Genomic DNA, 14,055 nt, shown 5'->3' with positions numbered 1-14,055 from the left:
CGGGATTTTTACCTCCCAGTGGTGGGAGCAAGTAGGTTTTGAGATACTCAAAACACAAACTTGCTTCCCAGATAAACACTATCTTCTGATGCCACGTTTCGTGGTCAGTAATAACGGCTGTTTCTCTTTCACTTTGGATTGAGCAACGAGCCATTCATTGATATCTTTGTGAGTTCGATAGCGAACAGAACCGTCTATGATAGATGGACAAAAATGCTTCAAAACTTCAAACGATTTTCGTCCAGCATCATCATTGTCTAGAAAACTCTCAACTTGCTTGTAGCTTTTTATCTTCTCTTGAATGCGTGGCAAAAGAGCCAAAGAATTAAGAACTATGGTATCGCAAGTTGAAGAAGGATTTAGCGTTTGCCACGAAAGAAAATCCATAAATCCCTCAAAGATTTGTAGGCGGTCGGTTCCTCTTTTAATCGTTGTAATAGCCTTCGGAGCGATACATCCTTTGAAATACATATTGCGGATTTCCCATCCCAAAGCATCGTTTGCAAATCCAATTGCATAGTATGTCCGTTTCATGTTTTGGAATAGAACTTCCGAGCAGTAGGAATTGGCTACAGTAAGGGGAATGTAACGCGCTGTGAGATAGCGAAGCAAATTAGGATTGGAAAGCGGTTGTGCTGAGAGGATTTCCAACTTGCGCTCAGAGAATTTTCTCTTACCGCCAAAAGAAAATTCTTGATGCGCTACTTGTTTAGCACCACTCAAAAGCCTGATGGCTCCGCTGATAGTGCAACGATGTAAAGCGCATACAAGGTCGATGATGTCACCATGTTCGCCCGAACCGAAGTCGTACCACTGGTTACGCTCTGTATTGACTTTGAAGGATGGTGTGCGTTCATTGCACAGCGGAGAGTAGTACCAATAGTGAATGCCTTGTACTTGTGCTGGCGCATAGCCCTGTTGTTGCAAATAATCGGTGATAGCGATATGCTTGATGTGTTGTATTTCCATTGTGATGTTGTTTTAAGTTGAAATGAATTTGCCCCAGCCTTTTTCTTTTGGAGGATGGTTGATTCTTGTTTGGTCGGACGGTCGTACACTATAGGCACCCATTTGCGACCGACCAAACTCGTTTCTCTTTGGTCGGATTGGTTCAGGTATATATAGCCTGTGTCCGACCGACCAATGTTTTTAGGGTCAATCATCTCTACAGAGCCGATATTTCCCTCGTTCTTCCTTAATCAGTATACCTTTATTGAGTAGAAATTGCAGAAGTTCTTTGAGCTTGGTTTGCCCATAAGATTGCCCTATAATCTCCACATAAGCTTTTTTGAGCGACAAGATAAGTTCGCCATAGGGCAAGACTTCACGTGAAGAAAAGGCTTGAGTCAATACTTTTCGATGTTCCGTGTCGCTTAGTTCGTGGTAAGAATGGCGGTGGGACTTGCAATCTGCATCCGTGTAGGAAGTGTCGATTTCGGGAACACACACCTCATCTTCCATTTCCTTGAGCTGAAAAGCAAATTTGTCAAAGGGTTTGGAGCGGATGATGGAGGGCGCAACAATACTGCGTTCAGGCATAGTGTTATCCCTCGTGATTTGAAGAACTGTTTCTGCCTTGTTGTTGAGTTCCGTCCCAATATGTCCACGTGCGTTATCGTCGCCCTTGTTGAGGTGAAGCACGGTCTGAATATGGATATTCTGTTCACTTGTCCACTGCATTAGATCACCTACCAACTTGGTTGCTTCCGTTGAGTTGTTGATGTCAAGCATCAAATCACGAATGCCATCAATAACCACCAACCCCACATTGGGCGTGTTGTAAATTGCATAGCGGATGATTTCTCTACGTTCGTTTGGGTCAGCAATGGCTCTGAGGTGGCTGAACTTCAAATGCTCAGGTTCTCTATCAATTGGCAATTCTGCCAATCGCAGAATGCGTTGCATCACCAGTTGGCAATGATAAGGACTTTGCTCTGTGTCAAAGTAAAGTATGGTGCGCTTGCTTTCGGGAAACGAAGCCTTATACTCCAGTACCTGCCCATTGACAAGGGCTGCTGCAACGATGGCACTCACATTGAAAGTCTTCTTAGCTTTCGCCTTACCTGTCGATACACTGAAGTTCCCCAGTGTGCCAATAATAGCTTCACCTGCTTGTAGTACAACAGGAGGAAGCGTAAACTCATCGGTTACATGAATGAGCGACTTTTTCCATATGTTTTCATAATCAGTCGTGTTCATCCTCGTCTTCCTGTCTTTCGCCCTGCCAATTCCAGCGCAAGATCGGCATCAACGATAATCTTGCGCCCCACCTGCGTAATGGCACGATTGATTTTACCACTCTGCTTGATGCGATTAGCCGTTGGCAGACTGCAGCCAAAAAGTCGTGCGATGCCTGCCAAGCCGTACACATACTGCTTTTTCTCTTTGGAGGAAGCCTTTGCCGTTTCTCCATTCGTGGACATATTGCCGTGTCGTGCAAGGAAAAGCAATTCTTCACCAGTCATCTGCCAAACAGGCTTGTCCAGTAATTCGTTTATCGTCATAATTCAATTGTTTTGAAATGAATAACTTGCCCTTGTGCATAGGGCATTCAGTCAGCTCTGACGATGCAAAATTAGAGGGCTTTTAATGTTCTACCAAGTGAAAGGGATATGGCGGGAAATATAAGAGAAAATAGGGAAATCAGAGACTATCAAAAACACTTAAACCATACTCATAAAGTGAACAATATCGGGCAAAATACCGTTTGTAAGTAATCATTATGACTGTGTTAGTAATTTTCTCTTACATGTACATTAGATCATAGACAGGTGTAGATCTATAAAAATATTGAGAGGAAATCGTGTCTAATTTTTCACCAAGGGTAGCAACCTAACTTTGTAAAGGGAAAATAAGCCTCTGTTCGCAAAATTCAGTCCCTCATTTCCTTTCAGCAAGCCCTCTCCCTCGTAAGAACAATCTTTGACTCCGTTCATCACCACGGCAAAGCTGCACGGTCGTAGCCCCACAGCAAGCACGAATACCAGCAACCGCCAACCACTGCACGAGGTCGATTACACCTACCGCTTCAAGCCCCAAACGGTGGCGCATTCCCTCCTCCCTCGGGCATATTGACAATGGGCGATAGCCAACCACTGGGCGAAGGTGTCCGCCATAGCAAAGCAACTATCGATAAAAAGAAAGCAGACCTTGGTTCTGCACTGGGCGGATCCAAAGTCTGCTTTAATATGAAGTTAATAATTGCGTACAAACGCTATGACATCCAACTTTCAACTAATTTTATCGTGCTACTGTTTGGTGCAACTTCCTTATTTAATGGTGCAACTTGTATTATTACTGGCAATTGAGTCATAACACCTGCAACCACACAACCTCCTTGTGGCAGGACAGGAAGTTGTTCAACAGATAATTTATCAAGGTACGAAACATGGTTCGCTATCATATCAATGTCCCTTTGATTTACAAGTCTATGAATAAAATAGTTGTGAAGTTGCGATATAATAGTATGAGAAATATCTGACGGTCGTTGACTTGCAAGTGTCATGAAAACTGCAAATTTACGTCCTTCTTTGATGATTTCTTCAAACACCTCTAAGCGGTAATCCTTCCAAGTCTCACTTTCGCGTGTTGATTCATAAGAAAGAATGTTATGTGCTTCATCTATTATTATATTCAGTGATTCTTTTGCTCCTGCTTTTTTCTCCTTTTGCTTTCTATACACTTCAAGTGAAATTATTAGAGGAACAAGTTTTTTCATGTCTGTATTGCAAGAGTTCATATCAATGACAACAAAACTTGATTTATCAAATAGATTATCATTTTCATCATTTGTGATATTGAAAATCTTATCAAAACTTTTTTGCGTTCCACGTAATTTGTTTATTGCAGGAGCTATATGTTCATTGATTGCTCGATTGGAATTGACATCAAGAATCAACTGCAAATACATATAGTCAATGAACTCAGCAATAAAGTTGTCGCTAAAATTATAGTCATCGGCAGATTTGTAGAGAGGTAAGTTTGGCAAAATATTTTCTGATCCGGCATCATGCATATACACCATTCGCCCAGCAACCTCTACAAGAAAACAATGTTGGCCTGAATGAAATCCAATTCCCTCATGTAAATCTAAATGTTCTTCCTTGTTCTTTTCTAACATTTGACATAGATAACTTAGAAGGATATTGCCTTTAACACCATCTTCTATTTTTAGGGTGTCACGAATAGCCTTCTTCAGTAATCCTCGAAATGCATCTAATGCATTGTCTGCTTTCTGTATGTATTCTCTGAGTTGCAAAGTCCTTTTGATGAATGGTTGCTGAGTTTTATCTGTTGCACTCGCCAAAATTGATAATAGCTCAGGTTTGGCAATCTCAGATTGTGAGATTGGAATTCGATTTGTATTCTCAACGGCAACCGAAGTACTCAACTTAAAAATAGTTTTTTCTTTGGTAATTGTATTTTTTCCTGAATACTCGCCATTGAAATCGAACAATAAGAACTTGGCATTTTTGCTGAAAGAATGATAGTTTTGAACCTTTTCAAATAGCTGGTGGTAGATTTTTGCTAATGTATATGACTTTCCACTACCAGTATTGCCAAAGATACCAATATGACTTCCGAAGAGTTCATTTATATCAAAGTTTATATTTTGTTCATCATCAAGCAAGAGTGAACCTATACATATTGCTTTTGACTTATCTGACACAAAACTATGTATTAACTCGAATTCTGTTTTAACAATCAGTGAACACTCGTTGCCAACCAAAGGCATCTCTTTTATTCCCTGATAATACTTGTTGCAATCAATATATCCAAGTAGCTTAACGTCAAGATATCGTCTTAAAACATCTTGACCAGAATGATATACTTCATCAATATCCTTATCAAGTGCTATCCGTTCTCCTTCCACCTTTGCAATAATACGAACGTAGCCCTTGGAAATTTTCACAAAACCTCCAACTGATACATTTTTTATGACAGTACCACAGTAAAGAAGATGAGATACATTTTTATTCTCATCAACTTTTATTCTTACGCTTCGACCATCAACAGACCAAACCTCTCCAATACGCAGAATTGAATCTAAACTGCTGTTTTGCATCATTGTACTATTATGAAACGGAACTAACAATTGGTTGAAAAACAAACTTATCAATTGAAGCTAAGTCAAAATGTTTCAAACTATCGATGTTATCAATTTTCATATCATTCATCTGAGAGTAACATTCCTTGTATTCTTCAGGACACAACACACAGATATTTCCGTTCTGACAACCTTCTTCAATGTTTAAATTCTTTTCAATAAGAACTTTATCAGCTTGCTGGTAGGCAAAGACAACTATCAGTAGAGTTGGATTGTTATTTGCAGCTCTTAAAGTGATTTTAGACAAGTGTTCGTCTGCAAAGGAAAATCCACCCACAAATAGAATCGTATTTGGCTTTTCAAGCTCATTAGAAAATAATCTCATTAGCTCATAAAATGGTAAATCCATTACGGTTTCACGGAATTTACTCTTTGTTGGATTAACCATTATGATTTCCGAATATGCTTTGAGCGCAGACAAATATAATGAATGGTCTATTTCATTATCTTTTAGATGTTTTTTTAATTCAGAAATTAAATGTGACATTATGTCTGAAGGAGAAAGCGGGCTCTGTCCACCTTTCTCTTTCGCGATTTTCTGCTTCTCACTTCTCACATTCAGTAAGAAAGGGATGGATACAAATGCATCCATCACCTTTTTAACAGTGTCTAAGTCATCATCAGCAACTATCGCCTCGTCATATTTCCAATTTATTGATCCGTGCAGTTTGATATAGTTGACCGTAGGAATTTCATGAAACTTTTGAAGATGCATAGAAACCTTTGATTGCATCTTTGAAAAATTTCCTTCGTCAAAGATTGCAGGTTTTCTTCCTGCAAATCCATCATTAAATTCCAGTTTTGTTTTCCTAACAGCGGCTTCAATTAACATGTCGATGTTGGTTGTAAACAAGTTTGCTGTTTTGTGACACAAGTTCATGCGCCTTTGTAGTAAAAGGATACCTATATTGTGCAGGAAACTGGCATAGTTATCAATTGTTTCGTCATAATACCCCTTTAAATCGTCGTTGATTTTTTCTTGAAGGTTTGGAAGTATGACACCTTGTAAATACTCATTGATAATAGAACAGCGTAATGTATCTCTTTCAACGTCGTTCAAGCCTGGTCTTGTGTTCAAGTCTGTAAGCCATGTCTCTATTTCTCCAAGAGTAGAGAGATATGGACGCGACAAACCAGAGCCAAATAGAAAATTCATATTGGCTGACTGGATTATATCTTTTAACCGTTCTATTTGCATAGTGTTGTTGTATGGAATTTAATTATACTGTCTGTTTATACAATGTTCGAGAGGTCTCCAAATACCACACGAAATCATCAATCTTGTATGGACGGATTATGAGGTTGTTTGTGAACTTAACGAACTCCATTTGTCTTACTGTATCATTGAATATTGAGGGAGCGACAAACACACACTGAGACGGTACTTGGTATTTTTCCTTGAATTCAACCAAGTGTCGTTCAATAGGCCATACCTCCATCATGGTTTGTGTCCGTCCTTGTGCCATCGTGACTTCCACAAGGATTGCGTTAGGAGCTTCTACGCATTCAATGTCGCCAACACCTCCTCCCGCCGTCGAAGTTGGAAGTCCTGTGTCATCAATTGGGAAGTTTGGAATAACTTCTACATGTGGCAGCTGAGTTTTGATGGCAAGGGCGGTAAGGAACTCAAGACGCGATGGAGCATCAATAAACTTCAAAGTCTCATCCTTAGACGAGGTGCGCTTAGCGAGATGGTCTAATTCGACCTTTATTGCGTCCCAGTTATATACACGCGTCCACTCTGTGAGTTTTATTGCTGCTTCGTTCTTCGAAACGACAACACCCTCAATGTTAAGTAATTCCTTGTCAACAGAAGCCATATAGTCAAAATAGCTTCTTTCTTCCTCGTATTTCTGATAATGAGAATATGTCGAGATGATATAATCTATCTTTTCATCTTCATTGTGGTTGATGTCGATGAATCTACCACCTCCACGAAATGAGATAAGACCTGTCATTCGCATTTTGCGAACAAAGTCATCAGGGTATTCAGACACAACGGACTTTAGCTTAAACGCTTTAAACCCACCAAGAATTTCATCAACACAAATATCATTGATAACCTCTGGCGATGGAGAATATCCATACTCTTCTCGCAGTTGTTTAATTCTTTGATACAAAGCATTAGCATCGTTATTCTTCCAAAAGAGGAGCAATGGTATCTCTTTGTATGAAATACCGCAATTGTTATACTGAGGGTCACTATTCAACAGACGAATAACTTGCAGCAACAAGATAAGTGGAATATTGTCATTGAGTTCTCTAATGAATGGATTACAGCGTTGCTGTTTAGCAAAAGCTTGCATAAAGGCGATTTGCTCATTCTGAGGTTTGACAATCTCACGATTAACTGTGCCGTTGTCATCGTATGTAATAGAAACTGTATCTGCAAGGAAATTACCAGTCTCTGAAAATTCAATACGTTCGCCCATGTTATAATAGACGAATCCAAGAACTTTCAGTAACTTGAACTGTGTTTCAAATCGGCTTTCCCAACCTCTTTCGAATCCAGCTTCTTTATGACCTTTGATATCTGTGTGAATACGAGGATCATTACCATCAAAAATGGCTTTGGTTTCTTCATCGGTAAGAGCGTATTCACCAAAATCTCCTGGTGACGTATTACCCCACTTCTGCTTTGCAGATTCGGGAATACGTTTTACTGGACGATAAAGTCCACATTTGAAAGTTTCTCTTTCAAATTGTTCAACAATATCAGCGGTCAGAATTTGACCATCGAACTTTTTCAACAGATGTATAAAGTCCTTATACCGTTCGGGGTTGCGTACGGTTGTTGTGTAAAGGAGCGGTTTGTATTCAGACAGTCTTGGCATATCAGTAATTTGTTATTAATACTTCATTGAAAGACTTAATGGTGTTATCGTGGAAGCTAATATAATTACTTTTTATTGAGTGAGTATTATATTTCTTAGCCCATTCGAGAAACAACTCATTTGTACGTCCTTTATAGTGTGTTACATTAGATATTGCGAATTTAATACCTTTACCTGACATTTCATCAAGTAAAGCAAGTAAACTTTGCTCTGTATCTTCGTTCCACAATTTATTATACTCACTAAAGGTTATAAGATAAGGTGGGTCAAGGTATACGAAATCTCCCTCTCGCCAAGTTATGCGAGAAAAAAATCTACGGAAATCCATACTCTTCCACTTTGGCTTCTTTGCCTGTGTTAGTGAAAAGTATCTCACCAAAGCATTGTATGCGTTCTGGTTAAAGTCAACATTTCCAACTGGGAGATTAAAATCGTTCTTGCCATTAAACCTTATCATGTGGTTAAAACCATATATAAGAAGAGCATATAACATCAACATATCTGTGCGGTCAGAATCGTTATAGTCTGAACGTAATTGTATATATTTGTCTTTGTTATACTTTGCAAAGTATGTTTTAACGAATTTTTTTTTCAATGATACGGGGATGACATCTTCCTTGTATGAGCATGACAATCCATAACTCTGAATCAACGTAAAGAGTTTGTCAAAGAATACATTAGGCTTCTTGCTATAACTACAAAGGAACTTATGTATATCTATAACATTTGTGTCAATATCGTTCAAAAGGAATTCTTCTGCATCAATATTAAGAAACACAGACCCTCCACCCACAAACGGCTCAATGAACCTATTTATGGATTGAGGGAAATATGTTTTTATTTCACTTATCAACTTATATTTATCTCCAACGTAGAAGAGAGGAGAACGATTTACTTCTTTTTTCATTGTCCACTTTTGTAACGAACAAAAATTCCTTATGGTCTTCAAACTCTGTCTTGCCAGCATTGAATGCTTGGTGCTTATGTTCATATACGGTTGTTGTTCCGCAACAATCAAGCAAGTATTTGATTTGGCTTAGTCGAATTTTATTCTCAGAGGAATTGCTTTTTGAGTTATATGTGTTGTTATACGAGACCACCAAATATTTCGCATCTAAAGACATAACCATATCTTCGAAATAGCTATATGCTTTAGACGTACAATATGCACTCATGTTTTCGGGAGCAGGCTTTAGTGCTACTCCAAAAAGTTCTGGTTCATCCCACTTAATCAAAGTTTCGTAAACATGGTAGAATCTGCAATACTGACGTGAGTTATATGGTGGGTCCATATATACAACATCAGCCGAAACAGTCCTTGCTAATTGGTTCGCATCCTCTTTATGTATCTCTATGTTTGAGCAACTTTTTGCTTGTATCAGTCTCATCTTTAAGGGCTGATAGTTAATCTTCTTCTTAATATAAGCATCGAAATGTCCCACGGTGTTTGCAAGTCTGTCAATGCTATAAATTAGAGATGCCAATAAGATGCTATATTCTTTCTCGGTAAGTTCACTTTTCTTATCCTCAATATCCTGTCTGATAAAACCAATAAGTTTGGCAACTTTCATGGCAAAGTATTTATCACCATAGTTTGTGGAAAACCAGTTGTCGCTTATCGAATCGGGATCAATTGAATTATAGTAATCCAGAATGTCAAACAACTTCTGCTTATCCCATTCTCCTTTCCCGAAAAAACCTTTATAAATGGTGTTGTTCGAAATAAGAAAATCGTTTATGATGACCTTGCTATACGTGTTCAATGCTTGGTTTGCAACAGAACCAGTTCCGGCAAAGATGTCGCAAAAAGTCTTAGCATCTGGAGCTTCTGTATGGATAACGTACATTATCCAGTCGGTTAGCTTCGTTTTGTTGCCTATGTATCTACGGCTTTCTAAGCCAAATGGCTTGTATAACGATGATTCCTCATAGCCGAACAGGCTAAGTTGACCATATTGAGTAGGCGATTCTGCCACTAAACATGATGTGTCTATATCATTCATGTCTATTTTGACAGCTGCATCACTAATCAGCAGACATATCAGATATTCGTCGCTAAAATCGTATATGGTGGCAAGTTCTCTTACTTGTTCCCACGAAGGAGTGACTTTACTTGACTCAATATCTTTAAGTACATCTATAGATATTCCAGTCTCTTTACATACGGAATTTAATGAAAGTTTTTTAGCCTTTCTTAATTCTATGAGTTTGAGACTTATGTTTGATTTCTTCATTGCCTGAATCGTATTATTTTATCAGCTCCTTTATATCTATTTGTAACAACTCCGCCATTTTCTTTAACGTGTACAAGTCTGGCTGAGTGGTGTTGGTACACCATTTAGAAACAGTAGCAGGGTTTACCCCCAACTCTTCTGATAGCCATTTGCCTGTTTTGTTGTGTTCTATCAGCACAACTTTTATTCTATTTAGATTTAACTTCATTGTCAAAAGATTTGCTTTTAATGCAAAGATAGCGTTTTTCTCTGAAAGTCGGAACTATTACGAGCTGAAATAAATCAAATGCGCAAAAAAGAATAAGAAAAACGGCAAGAATGGTAAGTTTCTTGCCGTTTTGATAAACAAAGTGTTGCTTACATCACACCACTTACAGGTACATTTACGATGTCGTGGACGGGGAACTTTTCGCAGCCGATGTAGAGGGTGTCGAAAGCGTCGGTGTGGTGTTCGAGGAGGTCTTCTACCGATTCGGCGACCTTCTCGCCTGACTTGTCCTTGCGGAAGCCGCTGCGTCCTCTTGACACTCCTGCCGACTGGATGGCAAGGATAAGGTCGGGTTTGTTGGATCGGTTGAAGAATGGCATGAGGCGTTGTTTGCCAGCGAAACCATGGTTGATGAGCAGATACAAAAAACATACAAGAAATACCGAGAAACTTTTTGGGTGTAATAAAAGGTGTAAATCACGTAACCCGTTGATTTACACCCTTGTTTGCGGAGAGAGAGGGATTCGAACCCCCGGCACCTCTCAGTGCGGCAGTTTTCAAGACTGCTGTAATCGACCACTCTACCATCTCTCCAAAGAGGTATCGTTTATGCGATCCTGCTTCCTTTCCGAAAGCGAGTGCAAAGATAGATATTTTTTGTGGAATGCGAAAAAGGTTAGTGAAATATTTTTATCTGAAAAACATTTTTTAACAATGAGGCGTTGGTGCTTATGGAATCCACCTTTTTCCCCATCCTTATAACTTTCCTTAAAATGCCAATCTTTTTCGCTCTGAGCTGTTTGAGTGTCATTTTATTTTTGTAATTTTACACCTTGAAAAGTATTGCAAAACGGCTTAAATCGAAAATAAAGGGCATTTTAAGCGATTTTTTACGAAAAAGAGGCTGTGCAGAGAGCTGTGTTTTAAAGGAATAGAATTAATATACATATATAATGGACGAAAATCAGACTATTGATCAAGACCGTATCTTGAAAATCAACATTGAGGAAGAGATGAAAAGCTCTTACATCGACTATTCCATGTCGGTGATTGTGGCTCGTGCGCTTCCCGATGTTCGCGACGGTTTCAAGCCGGTGCACCGCCGCATCCTTTTCGGTATGCGTGGTATCGGCAACTTCAGCAACCAACCCTATAAGAAATGCGCGCGCGTTGTGGGTGAAGTGCTCGGTAAGTACCATCCTCACGGCGACTCTTCTGTCTACGGCGCACTGGTGCGTATGGGACAGGAGTGGAATATGCGCTACAAGCTCGTGGACGGACAAGGTAACTTCGGTTCGGTGGACGGCGACTCGCCGGCTGCGATGCGTTACACAGAGTGCCGTCTGGCAAAGATGGGCGAGCACGTGATGGACGACATCGAGAAGGATACCGTGAATATGGTAAACAACTTCGACGACACATTGAAAGAGCCGGCGGTGATGCCGACAAAGATTCCCAACCTGCTTGTAAACGGTGGCAACGGTATCGCCGTAGGTATGGCAACGAATATGCCTACCCACAATCTGGGCGAGGTGCTCGACGGCTGCTGCGCATACATCGACAATCCGGAAATCACGGTTGAGGAACTGATGCAGTATATCCCTGCTCCAGACTTCCCTACGGGTGCTTACATCTACGGATTGCAGGGCGTGAAGGACGCTTACGAAACGGGTAGGGGACGCGTGGTAATGCGTGCCAAGGCCGAAATTGAAAGCGACGACCAGCACGACAAGATTGTCGTAACCGAGATACCTTACGGCGTAAATAAGCAGCAGTTGATTGAATACATTGCCGACTTGGTAAAGGAAGGCCGATTGGACGGCATCTCAAACGTGAACGACGAGACCGGCCGACAGGGTATGCGCATCGTGGTAGACCTGAAACGCGACACCAACGCCAACATCATACTGAACAAGCTCTTCAAGATGACGGCTTTGCAAAGCTCGTTCTCCGTGAACTGCATTGCGCTCGTAAACGGAAGGCCACGCTTGCTGAGCCTTCAGGAGTGCATCAAGTATTTCGTTGAGCATCGCCACGACGTAACCATCCGTCGCACAAAGTTCGACTTGAAGAAGGCACAGGAGCGCGCCCACATTCTCGAAGGCTTGCTGATAGCCTGCGACAACATTGACGAGGTGGTGCATATCATCCGTGCAAGCAAGACCCCTGCCGAAGCGCAGACCAATCTGGAGAAGCGTTTCGAGCTGGATGAATTGCAGTCCAAGGCCATCGTGGATATGCGTCTGTCGCAATTAACGGGTCTCCGTATGGACCAGTTGCACGCCGAATACGACGAGCTGATGCAGACCATCAAGGATTTGCAGGAAGTGCTCGACAATCCGGAGCGTTGCAAGGAAGTGATGAAGGCAGAACTGCTCGAGGTTAAGGAAAAGTACGGCGATGAGCGTCGCACGGAAATCATTCCCGACGAACACGAGTTCAACGCTGAAGACTTCTATCCAAACGACCCGGTAGTGATTACCATCAGCCATCTGGGCTACATCAAGCGCACGCCGCTTGCCGATTTCAAGGAACAGGCTCGCGGAGGCGTAGGCTCAAAGGGTGCAAAGACCCGCGACAAGGACTTTACGGAGTTCATCTATCCCGCAACGATGCACCAGACTATGCTCTTCTTCACTCGGAAGGGACGCTGCTTCTGGATGAAGTGTTACGATATTCCAGAAGGCGACAAGACCTCCAAGGGACGTGCTATTCAGAATATGCTGGCACTCGATGCAGACGACAGCGTGAATGCTTTCCTCCGAATCCGAGGCTTGGACGATGAAGAGTTCATTGACAGCCACTACGTGGTATTCGTTACGAAGAAGGGTATCGTGAAGAAGACCTCGCTGCGTGCCTACTCCCGTCCACGAACAAATGGCGTGATAGCCATCAATATTACCGAGGGCGACGAGGTGGTGGACGTGCGTCTGACCAACGGCAGCAACGAACTCATCATTGCCGACAGAAACGGACGCGCCTGCCGCTTCCACGAAGACAAGATTCGCACGATGGGACGTGTTTCAACCGGTGTCCGTGGTATGCGTCTCGACGACGACGGCGCAGACGAGGTTGTGGGAATGATTGTTGTAAACGATCCGGAGAAGGAAACTGTGATGGTGGTTTCGGAAGAAGGCTACGGCAAACGCTCTATGGTGGAGGACTATCGCCTTACCAACCGTGGCGGAAAGGGTGTGAAGACCCTGAACATAACCGAAAAGACTGGCAGGCTCGTGGCCATCAAGAACGTAACCGACGACAACGACCTGATGATTATCAACCAGAGCGGCATCGTCATCCGTCTCGCAGTATCGGAATGCCGCGTGATGGGACGTGCCACACAGGGCGTGCGCCTTATCAACCTCGCAAAGAAGAACGATGTTATCGCTTCCGTTTGCAAGGTAATGAGTGCCGAACTCGAAGAGCAGGTTGAGGAAGAAGGCCGTGCGCAATGGACAAAATCTAATGAAAACTTCCAGAACGGGCTTTCAAACAACACAGAGAACGTCGCAGACGAGGAAAAGGAGTCGGACGACGAGACTCCCGAGACCATAACTCCATCGGTGGATTTTGAATAATGGAAATAAAAAAGTTCATTTAAAATATTAAGCCGATTCTCACGTTTATAGTCAAACAAACATAATTCACGAGATTAATAAACCTTTTAAAAAT

The 14,055-nt window shown here is 41.5% G+C and carries 12 protein-coding genes and 1 tRNA gene; 1 reads left to right on the top strand and 12 read right to left on the bottom strand.

Going from position 1 to position 14,055, the window contains the following annotated elements:
• Window positions 1-78: 78 nt before the first annotated feature.
• The 12 genes from P150_RS0103180 to P150_RS0103125 form a co-directional block, all read right to left on the bottom strand.
• Window positions 79-969 carry a toprim domain-containing protein gene (locus P150_RS0103180; protein ID WP_028896447.1) on the bottom strand — a complete coding sequence of 297 codons (891 nt, stop codon included), beginning with the start codon at window positions 967-969 and terminating at the stop codon, window positions 79-81.
• 186 nt (window positions 970-1,155) lie between these two features.
• Entirely contained in the window at window positions 1,156-2,199 is a 1,044-nt protein-coding gene (locus P150_RS0103175) for an AAA family ATPase (RefSeq protein ID WP_028896446.1), read from the bottom strand.
• On the bottom strand, window positions 2,196-2,504 hold the full coding sequence (locus P150_RS0103170) for a DUF3853 family protein (RefSeq protein ID WP_028896445.1): 309 nt from the start codon (window positions 2,502-2,504) through the stop codon (window positions 2,196-2,198). The genes P150_RS0103175 and P150_RS0103170 overlap by 4 nt, the downstream gene beginning before the upstream one ends.
• 376 nt (window positions 2,505-2,880) lie before the next feature.
• Entirely contained in the window at window positions 2,881-3,126 is a 246-nt protein-coding gene (locus P150_RS17390) for a hypothetical protein (protein ID WP_155952910.1), read from the bottom strand.
• Between the two features lie 88 nt (window positions 3,127-3,214).
• Complete coding sequence (locus P150_RS0103160; RefSeq protein WP_051617511.1) at window positions 3,215-5,068, bottom strand: ATP-binding protein; 1,854 nt, start codon at window positions 5,066-5,068, stop codon at window positions 3,215-3,217.
• A gap of 7 nt (window positions 5,069-5,075) precedes the next feature.
• Complete coding sequence (locus P150_RS0103155) at window positions 5,076-6,305, bottom strand: SIR2 family protein (RefSeq protein ID WP_028896443.1); 1,230 nt, start codon at window positions 6,303-6,305, stop codon at window positions 5,076-5,078.
• Window positions 6,306-6,327: 22 nt separating this feature from the next.
• A complete protein-coding gene (locus P150_RS0103150) occupies window positions 6,328-7,941 on the bottom strand; it encodes an AlwI family type II restriction endonuclease (protein WP_028896442.1) in 1,614 nt (537 codons plus the stop codon).
• A 1-nt stretch (window position 7,942) separates the two neighbouring features.
• The gene (locus P150_RS0103145) at window positions 7,943-8,848 is read right to left on the bottom strand and encodes a Dam family site-specific DNA-(adenine-N6)-methyltransferase (RefSeq protein ID WP_028896441.1); all 906 of its coding nucleotides are present in this window, start codon (window positions 8,846-8,848) and stop codon (window positions 7,943-7,945) included.
• The gene (locus P150_RS15795; RefSeq protein WP_051617507.1) at window positions 8,802-10,175 is read right to left on the bottom strand and encodes a DNA adenine methylase; all 1,374 of its coding nucleotides are present in this window, start codon (window positions 10,173-10,175) and stop codon (window positions 8,802-8,804) included. The genes P150_RS0103145 and P150_RS15795 overlap by 47 nt, the downstream gene beginning before the upstream one ends.
• A gap of 13 nt (window positions 10,176-10,188) precedes the next feature.
• Window positions 10,189-10,383 carry a helix-turn-helix transcriptional regulator gene (locus P150_RS0103135; protein ID WP_028896440.1) on the bottom strand — a complete coding sequence of 65 codons (195 nt, stop codon included), beginning with the start codon at window positions 10,381-10,383 and terminating at the stop codon, window positions 10,189-10,191.
• Between the two features lie 149 nt (window positions 10,384-10,532).
• Entirely contained in the window at window positions 10,533-10,763 is a 231-nt protein-coding gene (locus P150_RS0103130) for a hypothetical protein (RefSeq protein WP_231477567.1), read from the bottom strand.
• Window positions 10,764-10,892: 129 nt separating this feature from the next.
• Window positions 10,893-10,977, bottom strand: a tRNA-Ser gene (locus P150_RS0103125).
• 359 nt (window positions 10,978-11,336) lie between these two features.
• Between P150_RS0103125 and gyrA the strand changes: the two genes are divergently transcribed.
• The gene (gene gyrA / locus P150_RS0103115) at window positions 11,337-13,961 is read left to right on the top strand and encodes a DNA gyrase subunit A (protein ID WP_028896438.1); all 2,625 of its coding nucleotides are present in this window, start codon (window positions 11,337-11,339) and stop codon (window positions 13,959-13,961) included.
• Window positions 13,962-14,055 lie beyond the last annotated feature (94 nt).

It is taken from the genome of Prevotella sp. HUN102, from assembly GCF_000688375.1.
In the GTDB taxonomy this organism is placed as follows: domain Bacteria; phylum Bacteroidota; class Bacteroidia; order Bacteroidales; family Bacteroidaceae; genus Prevotella.
The sequence above is the reverse complement of the archived record's forward strand: the minus strand, read 5'-3'. Positions and strand labels throughout refer to the sequence as shown.

Coding starts and splice junctions, on each gene's coding strand:
- P150_RS0103180 (WP_028896447.1), bottom strand. CDS start 969: ATGGAAATACAACACATCAAGCATATCGCTATCACCGATTATTTGCAA.
- P150_RS0103175 (WP_028896446.1), bottom strand. CDS start 2,199: ATGAACACGACTGATTATGAAAACATATGGAAAAAGTCGCTCATTCAT.
- P150_RS0103170 (WP_028896445.1), bottom strand. CDS start 2,504: ATGACGATAAACGAATTACTGGACAAGCCTGTTTGGCAGATGACTGGT.
- P150_RS0103160 (WP_051617511.1), bottom strand. CDS start 5,068: ATGATGCAAAACAGCAGTTTAGATTCAATTCTGCGTATTGGAGAGGTT.
- P150_RS0103155 (WP_028896443.1), bottom strand. CDS start 6,305: ATGCAAATAGAACGGTTAAAAGATATAATCCAGTCAGCCAATATGAAT.
- P150_RS0103150 (WP_028896442.1), bottom strand. CDS start 7,941: ATGCCAAGACTGTCTGAATACAAACCGCTCCTTTACACAACAACCGTA.
- P150_RS0103145 (WP_028896441.1), bottom strand. CDS start 8,848: ATGAAAAAAGAAGTAAATCGTTCTCCTCTCTTCTACGTTGGAGATAAA.
- P150_RS15795 (WP_051617507.1), bottom strand. CDS start 10,175: ATGAAGAAATCAAACATAAGTCTCAAACTCATAGAATTAAGAAAGGCT.
- P150_RS0103135 (WP_028896440.1), bottom strand. CDS start 10,383: ATGAAGTTAAATCTAAATAGAATAAAAGTTGTGCTGATAGAACACAAC.
- P150_RS0103130 (WP_231477567.1), bottom strand. CDS start 10,763: ATGCCATTCTTCAACCGATCCAACAAACCCGACCTTATCCTTGCCATC.
- gyrA (WP_028896438.1), top strand. CDS start 11,337: ATGGACGAAAATCAGACTATTGATCAAGACCGTATCTTGAAAATCAAC.